The following is a 22,506-nucleotide window of genomic DNA, read 5'->3' on the forward strand; positions in this document are numbered from 1 at the left end:
GTGAAAACCCCTCCATCACGCGCGACGTGTCGGGCGAGGGCGTGCAGCAGGCCCTGTTGAAGATCCTGGAGGGCACCACCGCCTCGGTGCCGCCGCAGGGCGGCCGCAAGCACCCGCACCAGGAGTTCATCCAGATCGACACCACGAACGTGCTGTTCATCGTGGGCGGCGCGTTCTCCGGCCTGGAGAAGATCATCGAGACCCGGGCCGGCGCCAAGGGCATCGGGTTCGGCGCGACGATCCGCTCCAAGCGCGAGCTGGAGTCCAAGGACCAGTTCGAGGCCGTCATGCCCGAGGACCTGGTCAAGTTCGGCATGATCCCGGAGTTCATCGGCCGGCTGCCCGTGATCACCTCGGTCCACAACCTGGACCGTGAGGCGCTCCTGCAGATCCTGATCGAGCCGCGCAACGCCCTGGTGAAGCAGTACCAGCGGCTCTTCGAACTCGACGGCGTGGAGCTGGACTTCGAGCGCGAGGCGCTGGAGGCCATCGCCGACCAGGCCATCCTGCGTCAGACCGGCGCCCGCGGCCTGCGCGCCATCATGGAGGAGGTCCTCCAGGCGGTCATGTACGAGGTCCCGTCCCGCAAGGACGTGGCCCGCGTGGTCATCACCGCGGACGTCGTCCTCTCCAACGTCAACCCGACGCTGATCCCGCGGGACGCCCGCGGCGGCCGAGGCCCGGGCGAGCAGAAGACCGCCTGATCCCACTCGTACGACGCGAGGGGCCCCGGTCGACCGACCGGGGCCCCTCGCGTCGTCGGAGCGCTGCTCCGGGGTTTCAGGCCTTGACGCGGACCTGGTCGCGCAGCTTCGTGGTGATGTCGATCGCCGCGTCCTTGGTGATGCTCTTGGTGTTGTCGCCCGGGGACACCATGGCGATCGTGCTGTAGTCGGCCCAGACGCAGAACCAGTCCGTCGACTCCTTCTTGGTCAGCGAGTTGGTGCTCTTCAGCGACTGGCACTTCATGACCGCGCCGTCGATGTCGGCCTTCTCGGGCTGACCGATCAGCTCGGTCTTGCCCTGGGTGCTGCTCGACGAGCCGGTGGAGTTGCTGCTCTGCAGTTCCTTCTGGATGACGGCGAAGTAGGTGTCGAGCGACGACTCGGGGTTCGCGATCTTGCCGTAGCCGCCCAGCATCGTGAACCCCTTGGCCGTCAGGAGCTCGGCCTGGTCGGGCAGGTCGGCGGGGTCGGGGTTCTGCGGGTCGTAGTTGCCGAAGTCGGCCGTCGACCACTGCCCGATGACGGCCTTGCCGTCCTTGACGCCGCTGGCCGTCAGGTACTTGGCGGTGTCCGGATCGGTGCTCTCGCCGCCCTTGCCGACCCGCTTGTAGTCGGTGAGCGCCGTCGCCGGGGTGTCCAGCTTGTGCGGGCCGTCGTCCTTCAGGCCGCCGGCGCCGCCGCCTCCGCCGATCACGAAGTAGGCGCCCACGCCGATCGCCGCCACGACCGCCACCGCGCCGATGATCAGCCCCGCCTTCTTGCCGCCGCCGCTCGGGGGCGGGGGCTGCGGGACGCCGTAGGGCGGCTGGCCGTAGGGAGGCTGCTGTCCGTAGGGCGGGGTCGGGGGCTGGCCGTACGCCGGCTGCTGGCCGTAGGGCGGGTTCTGCGGAGGAACGCCCTGCGGGGGCTGGGCCGGGTACCCGTAGCCGGGCTGCGGGACGGGCGGCTGCTGGGGGTAGCCGTAGCCGGGCTGGGGCGCCTGCGGCGGTTGGCCGTACGGACCGGGCTGTCCGTACGGTCCGGGCTGCTGGGGCTGCCCGCCGTACGGGCCCGGCTGGTTGTGACTCATTCCTGGGTTCCCCTCCAGATACTTATGTGATTTTCACATCCTGGCTCAAAGGTGATGCCTGCACCGCGGCGGGGGCCCCACCGTTACACGGCAAACACGTTTCGGGACGGCCCCGTGACACCCCTAAACTGGGCCCGTGACCGAGAACGCTCAGCAGCAGCCATCAGCGCCCCACACCGAACTGCCGACCCAGTACGCGCCGGCCGACGTAGAGGGGCCGCTGTACGAGCGCTGGGTAGAGCGGGGCTACTTCGAGGCGGACGCCAAGAGCGAGAAGCCTCCGTACACCATCGTCATCCCCCCGCCGAACGTCACGGGCAGCCTGCACCTCGGGCACGCCTTCGAGCACACGCTCATCGACGCTCTCACCCGCCGCAAGCGCATGCAGGGCTTCGAAACGCTCTGGCAGCCCGGCATGGACCACGCCGGCATCGCCACCCAGAACGTCGTCGAGCGTGAACTGGGCAAGGAGGGCAAGTCCCGCCACGACCTCGGCCGTGAGGCGTTCGTCGAGCGCGTCTGGCAGTGGAAGGGCGAGTCCGGCGGTCAGATCAGCGGCCAGATGCGCCGCCTCGGCGACGGCGTCGCGTGGTCCCGTGAGCGCTTCACCATGGACGAGGGCCTGTCCCAGGCCGTCCAGACCATCTTCAAGCGGCTCTACGACGACGAGCTGATCTACCGCGCCGAGCGCATCATCAACTGGTGTCCGCGCTGTCTGACGGCGATCTCGGACATCGAGGTCGAGTACCAGGACGACGACGGCGAGCTCGTCTCCATGAAGTACGGCGAGGGCGACGACACGATCGTCGTCGCCACCACGCGCGCGGAGACGATGCTCGGCGACACCGCCGTCGCCGTCCACCCCGACGACGAGCGCTACCAGCACCTCATCGGCAAGCTGATCCGGCTGCCGCTGACGGACCGTTCCATCCCGGTCGTCGCCGACACCCACGTCGACCCCGAGTTCGGCACCGGCGCCGTCAAGGTGACCCCGGCGCACGACCCGAACGACTTCGAGATCGGCCAGCGCCACGACCTGCCGTCGCTCACCGTCATGGACGAGCACGCAGTCATCACGGCTCACGGCCCCTTCCAGGGCCTGGACCGGCTCGAGGCCCGCTCCGCCATCGTCGCCGCGCTGCGCGCCGAGGGCCGCATCGTCGCGGAGAAGCGCCCGTACGTCCACTCCGTCGGCCACTGCTCCCGCTGCAAGACCACCATCGAACCGCGCCTGTCCATGCAGTGGTGGGTCAAGGTCGGGCCGCTGGCGAAGGCCGCCGGCGACGCCGTCCGCGACGGCCGCGTCAAGATCCACCCGCAGGAGATGGAGAAGCGCTACTTCGACTGGGTCGACAACCTCCACGACTGGTGCATCTCGCGGCAGTTGTGGTGGGGCCACCGCATCCCGGTCTGGTACGGGCCGAACGGCGAGGTCGTCTGCGTCGGTCCTGACGACGAGGCGCCCACCGGCGAGGGCTGGCGGCAGGACACCGACGTCCTCGACACCTGGTTCTCCTCAGGACTGTGGCCGTTCTCGACGCTCGGCTGGCCCGAACAGACCGAGTCGCTCGCGAAGTTCTACCCGAACTCCGTCCTGGTCACCGGCTACGACATCCTCTTCTTCTGGGTCGCCCGGATGATGATGTTCGGCCTCTACGCGATGGACGGCACGCCTCCGTTCCACACCATCGCCCTGCACGGAATGGTCCGCGACCAGTTCGGCAAGAAGATGTCGAAGTCCTTCGGCAACGCGGTCAACCCGCTGGACTGGATGGACAAGTACGGCTCCGACGCGCTCCGGTTCACCCTCGCGCGCGGCGCCAACCCCGGCGTCGACGTCCCGATCGGCGAGGACTGGGTCCAGGGCTCGCGCAACTTCGCCAACAAGATCTGGAACGCCACGCGCTTCGCGCTGATGAACGGCGCCACGGTCGACGGCCCGCTGCCGGACGTCTCGCAGATGTCCGCGGCCGACCGCTGGATCCTCTCCCGTCTCAACTCCGTGGTCGCCGAAGCCGACGCGCTCTACGAGGACTACCAGTTCGCGAAGCTCTCGGACGCGCTGTTCCACTTCGCCTGGGACGAGGTCTTCGACTGGTACGTCGAGCTGTCCAAGACGACGTTCATGGCCGGCGGGGAACCGGCGAAGGTCTCCGGCCGCGTCCTCGGCGAGGTCCTCGACGTCACGCTGAAGCTGCTGCACCCGATCGTCCCGTTCGTGACGGAGACCCTCTGGACGACGCTGACCGGCGGCGAGTCCGTCGTCGTCGCCGAGTGGCCGACCGACTCGGGCTTCCGCGACGCCGGCGCGGAGCGGGAGATCGAGAGCCTCCAGTCGGTCATCACCGAGGTCCGCCGCTTCCGTGCCGACCAGGGTCTCCAGCCGGGCCAGCGGGTCCCCGCCCGCCTGACGCTCGACGGCACGGCGCTGGCCTCCCACGAGCCCGCCATCCGGCAGCTGCTGCGCCTGCAGCCCGAGGGGGAGAGCTTCTCCGCCACGGCGACCCTGCCCGTCGCGGGCGCCACGGTCGCGCTGGACCTGTCCGGCACGATCGACGTGGCCGCGGAGCGCAAGCGGCTCGCCAAGGACCTGGCGGCAGCCGAGAAGGAGAAGGCCCAGGCGGTCGCCAAGCTCGGCAACGAGGCGTTCCTGGCGAAGGCCCCGGACAACGTGGTCGACAAGATCCGCACCCGCCTCGCCAAGGCGGACGAGGACATCGCCCGCATCCAGGCCCAGCTGGAGCGTCTGCCGCAGGCCTAGGACACCGCCACGGACGAAGGCCCCCGGGAGCGATACGGTTCCGGGGGCCTTCGCCCACCTCCGCCCACGTCTGTCACCGCCCGTCCGTAGACTGGCCCCGTGAGCGAGCTCCCCCCGAACGGCAACCCAGACGACCTGCCCGCCCCCTTCGACCCCCTCGATCCCTTCGACGAGATCATCGCCGAGGAGACCGACCGCGACCCCGACCTCGCGGTCATCGAGGCCGGCAGCCGCACCCTGCGCACCCAGGGCGGCGCACCGCAGTCCGACACGCCCGCGCGCCCCGCGGACCCGGAGGTCGACAAGGCCCTGCGCGAGGTCGAGGCCGAGCTGGCCACCCGCTGGGGCGAGACCAAGCTGGAGCCCTCCGTCGCCCGCATCGCCGCGCTGATGGACGTGCTGGGGGAGCCGCAGCGCTCGTACCCCTCGATCCACATCACGGGGACGAACGGCAAGACGTCGACCGCCCGCATGATCGAGGCGCTGCTCGGCGCCTTCGAACTGCGCACCGGCCGCTACACGAGCCCCCACGTCCAGTCGATCACCGAGCGGATCAGCCTGGACGGCGCCCCCCTGTCCGCCGAGCGGTTCATCGAGACGTACGACGACGTCAAGGCGTACGTCGAGATGGTCGACGGCATGCAGGAGTACCGGCTGTCGTTCTTCGAGGTGCTGACCGGCATGGCCTACGCCGCCTTCGCCGACGCGCCCGTCGACGTTGCCGTGGTGGAGGTCGGCATGGGCGGCTCGTGGGACGCCACGAACGTGATCGACGGCGACGTGGCCGTCGTCACGCCGATCGATCTCGACCACACCGACCGGCTCGGCGAGACGCCCGGGGCGATCGCCGCGGAGAAGGGCGGGATCATCAAGCAGGACGCCACGGTCATCCTCGCCCAGCAGCCCGTCGACGCGGCGCAGGTGCTGCTGAGGAAGGCCGTCGAGGTCGACGCCACGGTCGCCAGGGAAGGGCTGGAGTTCGGGGTCGTCTCCCGTCAGGTCGCCGTCGGCGGGCAGCTCGTGACCCTGCGCGGCCTGGGCGGCGAGTACCCCGAGGTGTACCTGCCGCTGCACGGCCCCTACCAGGCGCACAACGCGGCCGTCGCGCTCGCCGCCGTCGAGGCGTTCTTCGGCGTCGGCTCCCAGCGGCCCGAGCCGCTCGACGTCGACACCGTTCGCAAGGCGTTCGCGGCGGTCTCCTCGCCGGGCCGCCTCGAGGTCGTCCGGCGCTCCCCGACCGTCGTCCTGGACGCCGCGCACAATCCGGCCGGCGCCCGCGCCACCGCCGAGGCCGTCGGCGAGGCCTTCGACTTCTCCCGGCTGATCGGCGTGGTCGGGGCCAGCGCGGACAAGAACGTCCGGGGGCTGCTGGAGGCCTTCGAGCCGATCTTCGCCGAGGTCGTGATCACCCAGAACACGAGCCATCGCGCGATGGACGCCGACGAGCTCGCCGCGATCGCCGTCGAGGTGTTCGGCGACGACCGCGTCCAGGTCGAGCCCCGGCTGCCGGACGCCCTCGAGGCGGCGATCACGCTCGCCGAGGAGGAGGGCGAGTTCGCCGGCGGCGGCGTGCTCGTCACCGGTTCCGTCATCACCGTCGGCGAGGCCCGACTGCTCCTCGGGAAGGGCTGAGGACCACCATGCGCACGCTCTGTTCCTCGACCCTGATCGGCGAGTTCTTCGTCATCGGCTTCGCCGGCCTGGTCGCCATGAAGGACGCCGACCTGTCCACGTCCACGGTGTGGACGGTCTGCGGCATCGCCATGCTCCTCAGCGTGCTGCTGTGCGGCGTGGTCACCCGGCCCGGCGGCATCGCCCTCGGCTGGGCGCTGCAGATCGCTCTCGTCGCGTCCGGGTTCTTCGTCCCGATCATGTTCTTCATGGGAGTGCTCTTCGGGGCCCTGTGGTGGGCGTCGGTGCACTACGGCAGAAAGGTCGACGAGGCGAAGGCCCGCTTCGCGGCGCAGGCGGCCGGCCCCTCCCCGGGCCCTGCTGACGCTGTGTGACAAACGCCGGGACACGCCCTGTAACCTCATCCCACCGCACACGCCGGCGCCGCCGTCAGGCGCCCGAGCATCGGCATCGCACACCGGTAGTAGAAGGAGTCACCTCGTGAGCCAGCGCACCCTCGTCCTGCTCAAGCCCGACGCCGTCCGTCGTGGCCTGACCGGCGAGATCATCAGCCGTATCGAGCGCAAGGCCGGCTGGCGGATCACGGCGCTGGAGCTGCGCACCCTGGACCAGGACACGCTGGAGCAGCACTACGGCGAGCACAAGGGCAAGCCTTTCTACGAGCCGCTGGTGCAGTTCATGGCCTCCGGCCCGGTCGTCGCGCTGATCGTCGAGGGCGAGCGGGTCATCGAGGGCGTGCGCGCGCTGGCCGGCCCGACCGACCCGATCGCCGCCGCGCCCGGCTCCATCCGCGGCGACTACGGTGTGATCGTCCGCGAGAACCTGATCCACGCCTCCGACTCCGAGGAGTCCGCCGAGCGCGAGGTGAAGATCTTCTTCCCCGGTCGCGCCTGATCCGGGGGCCTTTCGCGGCGGCCGAGCGGGCGATCGAGGGAACCTGAGCCCCCGAACGCCCGTCTCCGGAAGCGAACCCTCACAGCATCTGCAAACAATGGCGGAGACCGCTCCGCAGTGTCCGTGCAGGCGCGTTTACGATGGAAGCCTTCACGTCACAGCACCCACCTCGCCGACCTGAAAAGCCCTCAAAGCTCATGGAAGGCCAGTCGAATCCTGATGGGGAACTCAATGTCGTTCATCGGCCGTGACATGGCTGTCGACCTCGGGACCGCCAACACGCTGGTGTACGTCAGGGGTCGCGGGATCGTACTCAACGAGCCGTCCGTCGTCGCGATCAACACCAACACCGGTGGCATTCTCGCGGTCGGCGCCGAAGCGAAGAAGATGATCGGGCGCACGCCCGGCAACATCGTTGCCGTGCGCCCGCTGAAGGACGGCGTGATCGCCGACTTCGAGATCACCGAGCGGATGCTCCGCTACTTCATCCTGAAGATCCACAAGCGGCGGTATCTGGCTCGGCCGCGGGTCGTCGTCTGCGTGCCCTCGGGCATCACGGGCGTCGAGCGTCGTGCCGTCATCGAGGCGTCGACCCAGGCCGGCGCGCGCCAGGTGCACATCATCGAGGAGCCCATGGCCGCGGCCATCGGCTCCGGCCTGCCGGTCCACGAGGCCACGGGCAACATGGTGGTGGACATCGGCGGCGGCACCACGGAGGTCGCGGTCATCTCGCTCGGCGGCATCGTCACCGCCCAGTCCATCCGCGTCGCGGGCGATGAACTGGACAACGCGATCATCCAGCACATCAAGAAGGAGTACAGCCTCCTCCTCGGTGAGCGGACCGCCGAACAGATCAAGATCACGATCGGATCTGCCTACGACCTCGACGACGACCAGCACACCGAAATCCGTGGCCGCGACCTCGTCTCCGGGCTGCCCAAGACCGTCGTCATCTCGGCCGCCGAGGTGCGCAAGGCGATCGAGGAACCGGTCAACGCGATCGTCGACGCGGTGAAGACCACGCTCGACAAGTGTCCGCCGGAGCTGTCCGGCGACATCATGGACCGCGGAATCGTTCTGACCGGCGGCGGAGCGCTGCTGCGCGGCCTGGACGAGCGGCTGCGCCGGGAGACCGGCATGCCCATCCACATCGCGGAGGACCCGCTGGACAGCGTGGCGCTCGGCTCCGGCAAGTGCGTCGAGGAGTTCGAGGCGCTCCAGCAGGTGCTGGACGCCGCGCCGCGCAGATGACGTAACGCTTCGATTCCGCCGTACGGGATGATCTCCTCTCGTGCGGCGGATCGTTGATCCAGAGGCATAAGCTCCCACAAAGCGCCCTTGGCCATCCTGGCCCGGGGCTACCCGAATTACCGATGTCGTTTCCCGGAACCCGACACCCGCTTCCTGATTCCTGATTCCTGTTCTTGGTTTTTCTCTCGAGGAAGGGCACGGCCGCCGCACGTGAGGGACACACGAGAGAGCCGGCTGCTCCTGGTGCTGCTGATCGCCATCGCGTTCGCGCTGATCACGGTGGACATCCGCGGCGGGGAGGACTCCCCGGTCGACGGCGCCCGGCAGGCCGCGGCCGCGGCCTTCGGCCCGATCGAGAACGGCGTGGCGTCGGCGGTGGACCCCGTCGGCAACGCCGTGTCCGCCGTCCGCGACTCCGGCGAGCGCCATGACCGGCTCACCGATCTGGAGCAGGAGAACGCGGCTCTCAAGGCGAAGCTCGGCAGCGACGACCGCAACCGCAGCCGGCTGGCGCAGCTCGACAAGACGCTGAAGATCGCCGGCGCCGGCCAGTACGGCATCAAGGGCGCGGAGGTCATCGCGATAGGAGCGGCCCAGGGCTTCTCCTGGACCATCACCATCGACATCGGCGCACAGGACGGCGTCAAGCGCGACATGACGGTCCTCAACGGGGACGGGCTGGTCGGACGCGTCACCACCGTCGGCCCGAACACCGCGACCGTCCTCCTGGCCAACGACCCCGACTTCACCGTCGGCACCCGAATGGAGGCGTCCGACGAGCTCGGCTTCGCCTCCGGGCAGGGCGACCGGCCGCTGCGCGTCGAACTCCTCAACGGCAAGGCCGACGTGAAGAAGGGCGACCGGCTGGTCACCTTCGGCTCGCAGGCCGACAAGCCCTTCGTGCCCGGCGTCCCGGTCGGCATCGTCTCCCGTGTCGACCCCTCCGGCGGCGACCTCACCCGCACCCTCTACGTCACGCCGTACGTCAGCTTCACCAAGCTCGACATCGTGGGCGTCGTCGTCGAGGCCCCGAAGAAGGATCCGCGCGACACCGTGCTCCCCTCGAAGCCCAAACCGGTCCCCACGCCGACGGTGACCGTCACGGTCACGCCGAGCGCGAACGCACCCGAAGACGGCCAGCAGCAGTAGGAGCTGACAACCCCCATGCGCGTCAACCGGATCCTGCTCTCCGTTCCGCTGGTCGTGGTCGCCCTGGTGATCCAGGTGAGCGTCCTCGCCCGGCTCCACCTTCCGGGAGCCGTCCCCGACCTGCTCCTGCTCACCGTCCTCGGCCTCGCCATGGTGTACGGCCATGTCGGCGGCGCGCTCATCGGCTTCGGCGCCGGCCTGCTCGCCGACCTGGCGCCCCCTGCGGACCACGCCGCCGGCCGCTACGCCCTCGTGCTGTGCGTGATCGGCTACCTCGCCGGGCTCGTCAAGCCCGAGACCGGGCAGATCAAGTCGGCCACCGGTCCGATGGTCGTCGTGGTCGGCGCCGCCATCGGCTCCACCCTGCTGTACGCCGGGGTCGGCGCCCTCGTCGGCGACACCGCCGCCCGCCACGTCGGCCTGACCGGGCTGCTGTTCACGGCGGCGCTGTACGACCTGCTGCTCGCCCCGTTCGTCGTTCCCGCGATCATGTTCCTCGCCCGGCGCGCCGACAACGACCCGCTGGCGGAGACCAACTCCGCAGCGAAGAGCCCCGACATCTCCTCCGGCTGGCTCTCCTCCGGGACGGGCCTGCGGATCGGCGGGCAGCGCGGCGGGCTCAAGTTGAAGGCGGCCAAGTCACGGGCGACCCGGGCGGGTCGCATCAAGGGGGTCAAGCGGCTGTGAGCGCCGGCGCCCGCGCGCGGAGCGCGTCCGTGCAGGAATCACCCGAACGGGGCAAGGCCAGGCGGAACGCGGCCTCACAGGCTGATCGTTCATCATTCGTCCGCGCACACACGTTCGCGCACCGAGAGGGGGAGCAGCCGCAGTGACCAACATCCCCGAGACCGGTCGGACCCCACGGGTCCAGATCCGGCTCGTCGTGATCCAGATCCTCGTCCTCTCCCTGCTCGGCACCCTCGGCGGCCGCCTGTGGTACCTCCAGATCCGGGAGGGCGCGGCGTACGCCAAGGAGGCCTCCGGCAACCACGTCCAGCAGGTCGTCGAGCCCGCCGTGCGCGGCTCCATCCTGGACGCCCGCGGGGTGCCCCTCGCGGACAACGAGACACGGCTGGTGGTCTCCGCCTCCCGCACCGACCTGCTGAAGCAGAAGGACGACGGCAAGGCGGTCCTGGCCAAGCTCGCGGGCGTCCTCGGCTTGAAGCCGGAGGAGGTCGAGCAGAAGGTCCGGCTGTGCGACGCCCAGACCCCCCAGCCCTGCTGGAACGGCTCGCCTTACCAGCCGATCCCCATCACCGACGAGGCGACCGCCAAGCAGGCGCTCCAGATCCGTGAGCGCGCCGAGGACTTCCCCGGCATCACCGCCGAGCCCGAGGCCGTGCGTCGTTACGCGGCCCCCGGCAACGCCAACACCGCCCAGGTGCTCGGCTATCTCTCGCCGGTCACCGACGACGAGATCACCGAGGCCCAGGACAGCGACTCGCCCTATCTGCGTTCCGACCAGGTCGGCCGCTCCGGTCTGGAGCGCCAGTACGACCGGCAGCTGCGCGGCAAGGCCGGCGTCACCCGCTACGAGGTCGACAACCTCGGCCGTGTCATCGGCGAGGCCGAGGCCGACGAGGCACAGCCCGGCGCGAACCTCGTCACCAGCATCGACGCCCGCGTCCAGCGGGTCGCCGAGTACGAGCTGAACAACGCGATGAAGGTGGCCCGCCAGTCCTTCGACAAGATCACCGGGGAGAACTACAAGGCCGACTCCGGGGCCGTCGTGGTGATGGAGGCCAGGACCGGCCGGGTGGTCGCCATGGCGTCCGCCCCGGCCTACGACCCCAATGTCTGGGTCGGCGGCATCTCCGCCAAGGACTACAAGAAGCTCACCGGCAAGAACTCCGACTACCCGCTGATCAACCGGGCCATACAGGGTCAGTCGGCGCCCGGCTCCACGTTCAAGGTGGTCTCCACGGCCGCCGCGGTCGAGGCGGGCTACGAGTGGGACGGCGGCTACCCGTGCACCAGCTCGTACTCGGTGGGCGGCCAGGTCTTCAAGAACTTCGAGGGGGAGAGCTTCGGCCCCATCTCGCTCGGCCGGGCCCTCGAGGTCTCGTGCGACACGGTCTTCTACGGCCTCGCCGACCGGGAGTGGAAGAAGGACGGCGGCATCAACCCGAAGAAGGGTGAGCCCAAGGACTACTTCTACAAGGCGGCCCACCAGTTCGGCCTCGGCAAGGAGACGGGCGTCGACCTGCCCAACGAGGTGACCGGCCGGGTCCCGGACCGTCAGTGGAAGGAGTCCTACTGGAAGGCCAACAAGGACTCCTGGTGCAAGTACGGCAAAAAGGGCGGCACCTACGTCGAGATGATCGCGTACGAGAACTGCCTCGAGGGCAACAAGATGCGCGAGGGCGACTCGATCAACTACTCCATCGGCCAGGGCGACACCCTCGTCACCCCGGTCCAGGAGGCCGTGATCTACGGGGCGCTCGCCAACGGCGGCACGATGTACAGCCCGACCATCGGCAAGGCCATCGTCAGCGCCGACGGCAAGACCGTCCACGAGATCAAGCCCAGGCCCAAGGGCCGGCTGCCGGTCGACAAGGCCACCCTCAAGGGCATGGACGCAGCGCTGGAGGGCGTGGTCACCCGCGGTACCGCCGCCTGGAAGTTCGGCGGCTGGCCGCAGAAGGAGATCCCGCTGCACGCCAAGACCGGTACCGCGGAGGTCTACGGCAAGCAGACGACGTCCTGGCTCGCCACGTACAGCAAGGACTACACGGTCGTCATGACGATCGCCCAGGCCGGTACCGGTTCGGGCGCCTCCGGTGAGGCCGTGCGGCACATCTACAACGCGATGTACGGCGTCTCGGACGACGGCAAGATCGACAAGAAGAACGCCCTGCTGCCCACCCCGCAGGTCGCTCTGCCGAAGGTCCAGGCGGACGGCACGATCAAGTCCCCGAAGGTCTCCAAGGACCCGGCCAAGGAGCAGCGCGCCAGCCAGCAGACCGCTCCGAAGCCGGACGAGACGCAGACCGCGGCCACCGTCCCGCAGAACACCGACCCCAACCGCGACACCCGCAGACGGCGGCGCAGGAGGGGAAGCCGGAGGATGTGCACATGAGCGGCGCGAACGGATTCTCCGTCTCCGGATACGGGCCCGAGCGGGCCGGCTGGACCAGGATCTTCGCCCGTGACTCGCTGGCCCGGCGGCTGGACTGGCCGATTCTGACGTCGGCGATCGCCCTGTCCCTGATCGGCTCGCTCCTGGTCTACTCGGCGACCCGCAACCGCACCGAGATCAACCAGGGCGACCCGTACTACTTCCTCATCCGGCACCTCATGAACACCGGCATCGGGCTCTGCCTGATGATCGGCACGGTCTGGCTCGGCCACCGCTCCCTGCGCAACGCGGTACCGGTCCTCTACGGGCTCTCGCTCCTCGGGATCCTGGCCGTGCTGACCCCGCTGGGCTCCACGGTCAACGGCGCGCACTCCTGGATCGTCATCGGCGGCGGCTTCTCGCTCCAGCCCTCGGAGTTCGTGAAGATCACGATCATCCTGGGCATGGCCATGCTGCTCGCGGCCAGGGTCGACGCGGGCGACAAGCTCTACCCCGACCACCGCACGGTGCTCCAGTCCCTCGGACTCGCGGCCGTCCCCATGCTGATCGTGATGCTGATGCCCGACCTCGGGTCCGTCATGGTCATGGTGATGATCGTGCTGGGGGTGCTGCTGGCCTCCGGGGCGTCCAACCGTTGGGTCTTCGGACTGCTCGGCGCGGGCGCGGCGGGCGCCGTCGCGGTGTGGCAGCTGCACATCCTGGACGAGTACCAGATCGCCCGGTTCGCCGCCTTCGCCAACCCCAGCCTCGACCCGGCGGGCGTCGGCTACAACACCAACCAGGCCCGCATCGCGATCGGCTCCGGAGGTCTCTCCGGCGCCGGTCTGTTCCACGGCTCGCAGACGACGGGCCAGTTCGTCCCGGAGCAGCAGACGGACTTCGTCTTCACCGTCGCGGGGGAGGAGCTGGGCTTCCTGGGCGCGGGCCTGATCATCGTCCTGCTCGGGGTGGTCCTCTGGCGCGCGTGCCGCATAGCGCGTGAGACCACGGAGCTGTACGGCACGATCGTCGCCGCGGGCATCGTGGCCTGGTTCGCCTTCCAGTCCTTCGAGAACATCGGGATGACCCTGGGGATCATGCCCGTGACGGGTCTGCCGCTGCCCTTCGTCTCCTACGGAGGCACGTCGATGTTCGCCGTCTGGGTGGCCGTGGGACTGCTGCAGTCCATCCGGGTGCAGCGGCCGATGTCCGCGTGAACGCGCGGAGACCTTGCGGTTCACCCGAGTTGGGTCGGCATCCGGGCCCGTACGCACTGCCGTACGGGCCCGACTGCGACTAGATTCGATTCATGGCGGAGACGAAACGCGAGATCGAGCGCAAGTACGAATCCGATGACAGCGGACTGCCTGACCTCACCGGTGCGGCCGGGGTCGCGTCCGTCCTCGACCAAGGCGTCGCCGAGCTGGACGCGACCTACTACGACACGTCCGACCTGCGACTGGCAGCGGCCTCCATCACCCTGCGCCGTCGCACCGGAGGCTCCGACGCGGGCTGGCACCTGAAACTCCCCGTCGCCGCAGGCGTCCGCGACGAGATCAGGGCCCCGCTCTCCGACGCCGTGCCCGACGAGCTCGCCGGACTGGTCCGCTCCCGTGTGCGCGAGGGACAGCTGGTGCCCGTGGTGCGACTGCGCTCGGAGCGCGACGTCCGCCTTCTCCTCGACGCCGAGGGCCGGCTGCTCGCCGAGGCCAGCGTGGACGCCGTCCGGGCGGACCGGCTGTTCGGCGGCGAGGGCAGGGCCCAGTGGACCGAGATCGAGGTGGAGCTCGCCGACGGCGGCGATCCCGCCCTGCTCGACAAGCTGGACAAGAGGCTGCGCAAGGCGGGCGTGCGGCCCTCGCAGTCGGCGTCGAAGCTGGCGCGGGCCCTGGCGGAGACGGCGCCCCGCAAGAAGCGGGCCAAGGCGAAGGGCCAGGCCAAGGGGAAGCCGGCGGTAGGGAAGGGCAAGGATGCGGCCGAGGCGGCAGGGGCGGGGCGCAAGGCCTCGGACCGGGAGCCCGTGACCGCGGGCGACCATGTCCTGGCGTACGTCCGGGCGCAGCGGGACGCGATCCTCGCGCTCGATCCGGCCGTCCGCCAGGAGGCCGAGGACGCGGTGCACGACATGCGCGTCGCCACCCGCCGCCTGCGCAGCACCTTCCGCTCGTTCCGCAAGGTCCTCGACCGGGGCGTCACCGACCCGATCGGCGTCGAGCTGAAGTGGCTGGCCGGCGAGCTGGGCGTGGGCCGCGACCAGGAGGTGCTGGCCGAGCGCCTCGGAGCAGGTCTCGAGGACGTGCCGCACACGCTCGTCTCCGGCCCGGTCGCCGAGCGGCTGCAGACCTGGGCCAAGGCCCAGCACCACGGCTCCCGCGGCCGGCTGCTGGGCGTCCTCGACTCGGCGCGCTACCTGGCCCTGCTGGACGCCCTCGACGCGTTCGTCGCCGACCCGCCGCTGCGGAAGGCGGCTGAGGGCAAGCCGGCCAAGGTGCTCGCCAAGGCCGTGCGCAAGGACCTCGGGAAGGTGTCCGACCTCGTCGAGCGGGCCATGGCGGAGCCGTCGGGCCACGACCGAGACGAGGGCCTGCACGAGGCGCGCAAGAAGGCCAAGCGGACCCGGTACGCGGCGGAGACGGCGACCCCGGCGATCGGCGACCGGGCCAAGGCGCTGGCCAAGTCCATGAAGTCGCTGCAGAGCCTGCTCGGCGAGCACCAGGACAGCGTCATGGCCCGGCAGGCCCTGCGCGAGCTGTCCGCCGTGGCGCACGCGGCGGGGGAGAGCGCGTTCACGTACGGGCTGCTGTACGGACGCGAGGAGCGGCGGGCCGAGCTGGTGGAGGAGGAGCTGCCGGCTGCCTGGGAGGAGATCCGCGACGCGGCGGAGGTCTAGCCGCGGACCGCGGTGGACCGCGGCGGTTGTCTCGGGGGTGGGGAGGTCGTTGGCCGGGTTAGGCTAGATGGTCACCCCCCAGCCTCCGCTCGGGGGGACCCCCGGTCCGCTCACGAAGGTGCCCCCGCGATGTCTGTCGAGTCGGTCTTCCCGCAGCTCGAAGCACTGCTCCCGCATGTGCAGAAGCCGATCCAGTACGTGGGCGGCGAGCTCAACTCCACGGTCAAGCCCTGGGAGTCCTGCGACGTCCGCTGGGCGCTGATGTACCCGGACGCGTACGAGGTCGGCCTGCCCAACCAGGGCGTCATGATCCTCTACGAGGTGCTGAACGAGCAGGAGGGCGTCCTCGCCGAGCGCACCTACAGCGTGTGGCCGGACCTGGAGGCGCTGATGCGGGAGCAGGCCGTCCCGCAGTTCACCGTGGACAGCCACCGTCCGGTGAAGGCGTTCGACGTCTTCGGCCTGTCCTTCTCCACGGAGCTGGGCTACACCAACATGCTGACGGCGCTCGACCTGGCGGGCATCCCGCTGGAGTCGAGGGACCGCACGATCGACGACCCGATCGTCCTCGCGGGCGGCCACGCGGCCTTCAACCCCGAGCCGATCGCCGACTTCATCGACGCGGCGGTCATCGGCGACGGCGAGCAGGCCGTGCTCGACATGACGAAGATCATCCGCGAGTGGAAGGCCGAAGGCCGCCCCGGCGGCCGTGAAGAGGTCCTCTTCCGCCTCGCGAAGACGGGCGCGGTGTACATCCCGCGGTTCTACGACGTCGAATACCTGCCGGACGGCCGTATCGCCCGCGTGGTCCCCAACCGGTCGGGCGTCCCGTGGCGCGTGTCGAAGCACACGGTCATGGACCTGGACGAGTGGCCCTACCCCAAGCAGCCCCTCGTCCCCCTCGCCGAGACGGTCCACGAGCGCATGTCGGTCGAGATCTTCCGCGGCTGCACCCGCGGCTGCCGTTTCTGCCAGGCCGGCATGATCACCCGCCCGGTGCGCGAGCGGTCCATCACGGGCATCGGCGAGATGGTGGAGAAGGGTCTGAAGGCCACCGGCTTCGAGGAGGTCGGCCTGCTCTCGCTGTCGAGCGCCGACCACAGCGAGATCGGCGAGGTCGCCAAGGGACTCGCGGACCGCTACGAGGAGGACAAGATCGGCCTGTCCCTCCCCTCCACCCGCGTGGACGCCTTCAACGTCGACCTGGCGAACGAGCTGACGCGCAACGGCCGTCGCTCCGGCCTGACGTTCGCCCCCGAGGGCGGCTCGGAGCGCATGCGCAAGGTCATCAACAAGATGGTCTCCGAGGAGGACCTGATCCGCACCGTCTCCACCGCGTACGGCAACGGCTGGCGTCAGGTGAAGCTGTACTTCATGTGCGGCCTGCCCACGGAGACGGACGAGGACGTCCTGCAGATCGCCGACATGGCGATGAACGTGATCGCCGAGGGCCGCAAGGTCTCCGGCCAGAACGACATCCGCTGCACGGTCTCCATCGGCGGGTTCGTGCCCAAGCCGCACACCCCCTTCCAGTGGGCCCCCCAGCTCTCCGCCGAGGAGACGGACGCGCGCCTGCAGAAGCTCAGGGACAAGATCCGCGGCGACAAGAAGTACGGCCGCTCCATCGGCTTCCGCTACCACGACGGCAAGCCCGGCATCGTCGAGGGCCTGCTCTCGCGCGGCGACCGCCGCGTCGGCGCGGTCATCCGGGCCGTCTACGAGGACGGCGGCCGCTTCGACGGCTGGCGAGAGCACTTCTCCTACGACCGCTGGATGAGCTGCGCCGACAAGACGCTGCCCGCCTTCGGCGTGGACGTCGACTGGTACACGACCCGCGAGAAGACGTACGAGGAGGTCCTGCCCTGGGACCACCTGGACTCGGGCCTCGACAAGGACTGGCTCTGGGAGGACTGGCAGGACGCCCTCGACGAGACCGAGGTCGAGGACTGCCGCTGGACCCCTTGCTTCGACTGCGGCGTCTGCCCGGCGATGGACACGCATATTCAGATCGGTCCGACGGGCAGGAAGCTGCTGCCGCTCGAGGTCAAGCAGACCGCGCCGGCCGGCTGAGCCGGCTGCGACGGCGGAGACGTCACGGGGCCCTCGACGGGCCGAGACGGGACAGGGACCTTCGACGGCGTCGAGGGTCCCTTCGCTCGTCGTCGGGACGGGCGACCGGCGGCGGCGCAGCGTGCCTCCGTCCCGGCGGCGCCGCGTGCCCCCGTCCCGGCGGTGTGGTGCGCGTCGGCGTATCGGACCAATCGCCGCGTTCCGACGGAGTACGGCTCGCGTGGGACGGGCGGCCGGGCGCGGGCCCTGTGCCACCTTGACGCCCGTGAAACACCAGACCCTGTGCCTGTGCATGATCGTCAAGGACGAGTCGCAGGTGATCGGCCGCTGCCTGGAGTCCGTCCGCCCCCTCGTCGACTACTGGGTGATCTCCGACACCGGTTCGACAGACGGGACGCGGGACGTGATCCGGGAGGTGCTCGACGGCATTCCGGGGGAGCTCCACGACGAGCCCTGGGTCGACTTCGGGCACAACCGGACACGGAACATCCGCCACGCCCTCGGCAAGGCCGACTACCTGCTCACGCTCGACGCCGACCACGTCCTGCGGCAGGACGCCCCGCTGCCGCGGCTGACGGCGGACTCGTACATGCTGCGCTACGACACCCCCGGCTCCCAGCACCGCTTCAAGCACCTCATGCGGGGCGACCGGTCCTGGCGGTACGAGGGCGTCACCCACGAGTACCCCTGCACCGACGGCCCCGACCGGCAGGAGAACCTGGACGCGCTCGTCATCGAGGACCACGCGGACGGCGGCTGCCGCAGCGGCAGCTCCGAACGCGACGCGCGGCTGCTGCGCGCCGAGTTCGAGCGCGACCCCGCCAACCCGCGCACGGTCTTCTACCTCGCCAACACCGAACGCGATCTGGGGCACGCGGACGAGGCGATCGCGCTGTACGAGCGGCGGGCCGCGCTGGGCGGCTGGGGGGAGGAGGTGTACTGCTCGCTCCTGGAAGCAGGGATCCTGCGGGCGGAGCGCACCGACGACTGGCCCGGGGCGATGGACGCCTTCTCCCGCGCCTGGGAGTCCCGCCCGGCCCGGCTCGAGGCCGTCTACGAACTGGCCTCGCGACTGCGCCTGCGAAGCCGCTACCACACGGCGTTCTCCCTGCTGGGCGCGGTCGTGGGCCGTCACGAGCCGGACGATCTGCTCTTCACCAGGTCCTGGGTGTACCGGTGGGGACTGCTCTTCGAGTTCTCCGTCTGCGCCTACGGAGTCGGCGACCACACGGCCGCCGTCCGGGCCTGCGACGCGCTGCTGGCGATGCCGGACCTGCCCCACGCCGTCCGCCGGCAGGTCGAGAGCAACCGAGAGCTCTCCCTTCCCCACGTCGAGGACGGGCCGGGGCCGGCCGCCCCGGTACGCCGTCCGAGGGCGGCCCGGGCCGGAAAGGCGGCACGGGACCGCAAGCGCTAGGCGTGCGGCCGTTCGGGTCGGCGTGCTCGCGTCGGCGCATCCACCGAGCCCGTTGTGGCGTCTACGTCCACATGGACCTGCAGAAACGGACCGCCGAACCGCTCGCCGAACCGCCCGCGCCGCCGTCCTCGTCGGGCGACCGGGCTGCCGAGGGCTGTCTGGTCGTCGCGATCCGGCTGCCCGTGCGGATCGTCGTGCTCGTGCTGGTCGTGCCCGTGCGGATGGCGTGGGACCTCCTCGTCGTCGCGGGACGGCTCCTGCGGGACACCGTGCTGCGGCCGTTCGGACGGGCCCTGCTCTGGCTGGGGAAGGCGCTGTTCGTTCTGCCGCTGATCGGGCTGTGGCGGTACGTCCTGGCCCCCGTGGGCAGGGCGCTCGTCTGGCTCGGGCGTGTGCTGCTCGTCGTACCGGCGCTCTGGCTGTACGGGTACGTCCTGACGCCTCTCGGGCAGGGCTTCGCGTGGCTGGCGCGGGCGGCCGGGACCGGGCTCGGGTGGGTGTACGCGCGCGTGCTGACGCCGGTGGGGCACGCGCTCGGGTGGCTGGCCAGGGGGCTCGCCGCCGTCCTCTCCGTCGTCGGGGTCGGCTCGTGCACGGCGGTCGCCTGGCTGCTGCGGTACCTCGTCGTCGTCCCCGCCCGGTGGCTCCACACGTGGGTCCTCGCGCCGGTCGGCCGGGCCCTCGCCTGGTGCGCGCTCGGGGTGGGCCGCCTTCTGGCGCTGCTGGTCAGCGGGGTCTGGGCGGTCCTGTACTGGACCGCCCGGATCCTGGTCGTGCTGCCCGCGGTCGCCCTGTGGCGCTGGGTGCTCGCCCCCGTCGGCCGCTTCCTCGCGGTCGTCGCCCGGGAGGTGGGGGACGCGCTCGGGCATGCCTGGCGGATCGCCGGACGCCTGTCGCTGACGGTCGGACGGTTCCTCGGGACCCTCTTGCGGTGGATCTTCGTCGAGCCGGTGCGCTGGGCGTACCGGACCGTCCTCACCCCGGTCGGGCACGTCGTCCGCGACGCCGTGCTGCGGCCTGCCGGCCGTGCCGCGCGCAGTGTGGGCCGGACCGCCCGGCAGGCCCTGGCCGCCGCCCGCGAGACGGCACGGCAGGCCCGCGCCGACGTGCGGCGGCTGCTCTTCGGTCAACCGCGGCGGCCGGCGGGGATCGGCCGGCGGGAACCATCGACGGGCGAGGCACGTACTCTTGGTAGCAGTACGACCGCTCTCACGAAGGACTGAACGACACTGGGCAAGCGACAGCCCGAAGGCCCGCCGCCCGCACCCGCGGTGCAGCGCATCCGACTGCGCTACACCAAGCGCGGCCGCCTCCGGTTCACCAGCCACCGTGACTTCCAGCGCGCCTTCGAGCGCGCGTTGCGCCGTGCCGAGGTGCCGATGGCGTACTCGGCGGGGTTCACGCCGCACCCGAAGGTGTCGTACGCCAATGCCGCACCCACCGGCACGGGCAGTGAGGCGGAGTATCTGGAGATCGCGCTCACCGCGGCGCGTGACCCGGAGAAACTGAGAGTCCTCCTCGACGAGTCGCTGCCCGCCGGGCTCGACGTCGTCGACGCGGTCGAGGCCCGGACCTCGGGGCTCGCCGACCGGCTGACGGCCTCCGTGTGGGAGCTGCGGCTGGACGGCGTGGACCCGGCCGACGCCGACCGGGCGGTGGACGCCTTCAACGAGGCCGAAGCCGTAGAGGTCCAGCGCATGACCAAGAACGGCGTCCGCACCTTCGACGCCCGTGCCGCGGTCGCCCGGCTGGAAACGCACAGTGAACCCGCTGATAGGCCGACCGACCAGCCCTGTGCGATACTGCGGCTGGTTGTTCGGCACGTGACGCCTGCCGTACGACCCGACGACGTCCTGTCCGGTCTTCGCGCCGTGGCCGACCTGGCGCCGCCGGTCCCCGCAGCGGTGACCAGGCTGGCGCAGGGGCTGTTCGATGCGCAGACCGGCACGGTGACCGACCCGCTCGCGCCCGACCGCGAGGCAGTTCAGGCCCCCACAACGGCCGGATCCGCTGCCGCCGCGAAGGCGCCCGCGTAGGGAAGGTTCCGCGAAGGAACGTACGCCGTAGCGCCGCCCTCGACTCGGGAGCCACCTGGGTCGGGCGGCGAACCGACCAGAAGACTTTCGCCAGGCCGTGCGCATGAGGCGTACGGAACCGGCGAGACAGGACACAGAGAGCTCCCGTGCGGCGCCCGCGCCCCGGACGGCGGCACCGCGCATCGCGCGAGCCGCGGACGTCAACGGCGGCCGATCCTTCGTGATCGCCGCCGGACCAGGCGCGGCGCCCGGGAGCCTGACGGGAGAAACGCCCGCATGCTCGAGCCAACCGAATCCACAGAGTCCGTTCCGGACTCCGATGCGAACACCCCCAGCGACACACTGCCGCCGCGTCGTCGGCGCCGTGCCGCTTCCCGACCGGCGGGTCCGCCGGTCGCCGCCGCCGACGCCCCGGCCGAGATCACCGCGCCGGCCATACCGGCAGTGGAGTCCGCCGAGCAGCTGGCGGAGGAGGACCTCCAGGACGTGACCGTCCCGCAGGAGGAGATCTCCGCGGACGCCGCGGCGCCGGAGCCCGAGGCGGCGCCCCGTGCGCGCCGCCGGGCCACCCGCCGCGCCTCCGCGCCCGCCGGTGCGCCGGCCGCCGTCGAGGCCGCCGAGACCGTCGTGCCCGTGGCCGCGGCGGAGGAAGCCCCCGCCGAGCAGGCCGTGGCCGAGGCCGAAGAGGCCCCCGCTGAGGACGCCGCGCCTCGCCGTGCGCGCCGCCGGGCCACGCGCCGCGTGTCCGCGCCGGCCGAGGAGGCCGCCGCCGAGATCGTCGAGCCCGCCGTCGAGCCGGCCTCAGAGAAGGCCCTCGCGGAGCCCGAGCCGGAGCCCGCGCCCGAGGCGCCCGCCGAGGCCGCCCCCCGTACCCGCCGTCGGGCCACGCGCCGGGCGACCGCCCCCGCCGCAGCCCCGGAAGCCGAGACGCCCGCCGTCGCCGCCGAGGCCGAGACGCCCGCGATCGCTCCGCAGACCGAGACGCCCGCCGTCGTCGCCGAGGAGCCCGCCGAGTCCGCGCCCCGCGCCCGCCGCCGCGCGACCCGCCGCGTCGCCGCGCCCGCCGAGGCCGAGGTCCCCGCGGTCGCCGAGGCCGTGAAGGCCTCCGAGCCGGTCGCTGAGCCGGTCGAGCCGTCCCGCGCCGCTGCGGCCAGGGCGACGGCGCCCGAGACCGCTGTGGACGAGGAGTCCGCCGCCGACGAGGACGCCGGTTCCCGTCGTGGCCGTCGACGCGTGGTCCGCCGGGCCGCGGGCGGCTTCACCGCGCCCGCCCAGGAGCGCGCGGAGTCCGACGCGCCGAGTCGCCCCGCGCGGCCGGCGGTCGCCGTGTTCCAGGCGCCCGTGTTCGCCGAGCCGCAGTTCCAGACCCCGCAACGGGCGGCCGCCGAGGCCGCGGCCGCGGAGGCCGGCGCCGATGAGCCGGAGGCGGAGGAGCGCGAAGAGGTTCAGGAGCCGGTGGAGGAGCAGGCCGGTTCGCGCCGCCGCCGTCGCCGCCGCCCCGCCGGATCCGGCGACGAGACCGAGGCCGACCGCACCGCCGCGCCCGCAGCCCGG

At 71.1% G+C, this 22,506-nt stretch carries 16 protein-coding genes and 1 pseudogene; 16 read left to right on the forward strand and 1 reads right to left on the reverse strand.

Annotated features, from left to right (window positions below; all coding sequences use genetic code 11):
• The coding region (locus ABT300_RS28400; protein ID WP_351681360.1) for an AAA family ATPase at positions 1–704 on the forward strand (704 nt) is incomplete at its 5' end.
• A gap of 76 nt (positions 705–780) precedes the next feature.
• Here ABT300_RS28400 and ABT300_RS28405 read toward each other — a convergent pair.
• The gene (locus ABT300_RS28405; RefSeq protein WP_351681362.1) at positions 781–1,794 is read right to left on the reverse strand and encodes a hypothetical protein; all 1,014 of its coding nucleotides are present in this window, start codon (positions 1,792–1,794) and stop codon (positions 781–783) included.
• 136 nt (positions 1,795–1,930) lie between these two features.
• Between ABT300_RS28405 and ABT300_RS28410 the strand changes: the two genes are divergently transcribed.
• The 15 genes and pseudogenes from ABT300_RS28410 to ABT300_RS28480 all read left to right on the forward strand — a co-directional run.
• Positions 1,931–4,555 (forward strand): valine--tRNA ligase, encoded by a 2,625-nt coding sequence (locus tag ABT300_RS28410; protein ID WP_351681365.1) that lies wholly within the window; start codon positions 1,931–1,933, stop codon positions 4,553–4,555.
• Between the two features lie 99 nt (positions 4,556–4,654).
• Positions 4,655–6,187 carry a bifunctional tetrahydrofolate synthase/dihydrofolate synthase gene (folC, locus tag ABT300_RS28415; protein WP_351681368.1) on the forward strand — a complete coding sequence of 511 codons (1,533 nt, stop codon included), beginning with the start codon at positions 4,655–4,657 and terminating at the stop codon, positions 6,185–6,187.
• Positions 6,188–6,195: 8 nt separating this feature from the next.
• Positions 6,196–6,561: a DUF4233 domain-containing protein gene (locus ABT300_RS28420; RefSeq protein ID WP_351681371.1), complete on the forward strand. Its 366-nt coding sequence runs from the start codon at positions 6,196–6,198 to the stop codon at positions 6,559–6,561.
• 106 nt (positions 6,562–6,667) lie between these two features.
• Complete coding sequence (ndk, locus tag ABT300_RS28425; protein ID WP_107443950.1) at positions 6,668–7,081, forward strand: nucleoside-diphosphate kinase; 414 nt, start codon at positions 6,668–6,670, stop codon at positions 7,079–7,081.
• Positions 7,082–7,312: 231 nt separating this feature from the next.
• A complete protein-coding gene (locus tag ABT300_RS28430) occupies positions 7,313–8,332 on the forward strand; it encodes a rod shape-determining protein (protein ID WP_020127820.1) in 1,020 nt (339 codons plus the stop codon).
• Positions 8,333–8,542: 210 nt separating this feature from the next.
• Positions 8,543–9,481: a rod shape-determining protein MreC gene (gene mreC / locus ABT300_RS28435; RefSeq protein WP_351681375.1), complete on the forward strand. Its 939-nt coding sequence runs from the start codon at positions 8,543–8,545 to the stop codon at positions 9,479–9,481.
• Between the two features lie 15 nt (positions 9,482–9,496).
• A complete protein-coding gene (gene mreD / locus ABT300_RS28440) occupies positions 9,497–10,168 on the forward strand; it encodes a rod shape-determining protein MreD (protein WP_351681377.1) in 672 nt (223 codons plus the stop codon).
• A gap of 142 nt (positions 10,169–10,310) precedes the next feature.
• Positions 10,311–12,560, forward strand: a complete 2,250-nt coding sequence (gene mrdA / locus ABT300_RS28445) for a penicillin-binding protein 2 (RefSeq protein WP_351681380.1) — start codon at positions 10,311–10,313, stop codon at positions 12,558–12,560.
• The gene (gene rodA, locus ABT300_RS28450; RefSeq protein ID WP_351681383.1) at positions 12,557–13,756 is read left to right on the forward strand and encodes a rod shape-determining protein RodA; all 1,200 of its coding nucleotides are present in this window, start codon (positions 12,557–12,559) and stop codon (positions 13,754–13,756) included. Before mrdA ends, rodA begins: the two co-directional genes overlap by 4 nt.
• Positions 13,757–13,848: 92 nt before the next feature.
• Positions 13,849–15,429, forward strand: a complete 1,581-nt coding sequence (locus ABT300_RS28455; RefSeq protein WP_351681386.1) for a CYTH and CHAD domain-containing protein — start codon at positions 13,849–13,851, stop codon at positions 15,427–15,429.
• Between the two features lie 129 nt (positions 15,430–15,558).
• Positions 15,559–17,499 (forward strand): TIGR03960 family B12-binding radical SAM protein, encoded by a 1,941-nt coding sequence (locus ABT300_RS28460; protein WP_351681388.1) that lies wholly within the window; start codon positions 15,559–15,561, stop codon positions 17,497–17,499.
• 265 nt (positions 17,500–17,764) lie between these two features.
• The gene (locus ABT300_RS28465; protein WP_351681391.1) at positions 17,765–18,916 is read left to right on the forward strand and encodes a glycosyltransferase; all 1,152 of its coding nucleotides are present in this window, start codon (positions 17,765–17,767) and stop codon (positions 18,914–18,916) included.
• A gap of 71 nt (positions 18,917–18,987) precedes the next feature.
• Positions 18,988–20,139, forward strand: coding sequence for a hypothetical protein (locus ABT300_RS28470; protein WP_351681394.1), 1,152 nt, complete (start codon positions 18,988–18,990; stop codon positions 20,137–20,139).
• 48 nt (positions 20,140–20,187) lie between these two features.
• Positions 20,188–20,952 carry a TIGR03936 family radical SAM-associated protein gene (locus tag ABT300_RS28475; protein WP_351681397.1) on the forward strand — a complete coding sequence of 255 codons (765 nt, stop codon included), beginning with the start codon at positions 20,188–20,190 and terminating at the stop codon, positions 20,950–20,952.
• A 276-nt stretch (positions 20,953–21,228) separates the two neighbouring features.
• Positions 21,229–22,506: pseudogene (locus tag ABT300_RS28480) on the forward strand (Rne/Rng family ribonuclease); the annotation flags it as partial.

The sequence above is a fragment of the Streptomyces sp. NPDC001027 genome, from assembly GCF_040299045.1.
GTDB lineage: Bacteria > Actinomycetota > Actinomycetes > Streptomycetales > Streptomycetaceae > Streptomyces.

Excerpts from the sequence above, each read along its gene's own strand:
- ABT300_RS28470 (WP_351681394.1), top strand. The coding sequence starts at position 18,988 with ATGGACCTGCAGAAACGGACCGCCGAACCGCTCGCCGAACCGCCCGCG.
- ABT300_RS28420 (WP_351681371.1), top strand. The coding sequence starts at position 6,196 with ATGCGCACGCTCTGTTCCTCGACCCTGATCGGCGAGTTCTTCGTCATC.
- mreD (WP_351681377.1), top strand. The coding sequence starts at position 9,497 with ATGCGCGTCAACCGGATCCTGCTCTCCGTTCCGCTGGTCGTGGTCGCC.
- rodA (WP_351681383.1), top strand. The coding sequence starts at position 12,557 with ATGAGCGGCGCGAACGGATTCTCCGTCTCCGGATACGGGCCCGAGCGG.
- ABT300_RS28460 (WP_351681388.1), top strand. The coding sequence starts at position 15,559 with ATGTCTGTCGAGTCGGTCTTCCCGCAGCTCGAAGCACTGCTCCCGCAT.
- ABT300_RS28405 (WP_351681362.1), bottom strand. The coding sequence starts at position 1,794 with ATGAGTCACAACCAGCCGGGCCCGTACGGCGGGCAGCCCCAGCAGCCC.
- ABT300_RS28430 (WP_020127820.1), top strand. The coding sequence starts at position 7,313 with ATGTCGTTCATCGGCCGTGACATGGCTGTCGACCTCGGGACCGCCAAC.
- ABT300_RS28455 (WP_351681386.1), top strand. The coding sequence starts at position 13,849 with ATGGCGGAGACGAAACGCGAGATCGAGCGCAAGTACGAATCCGATGAC.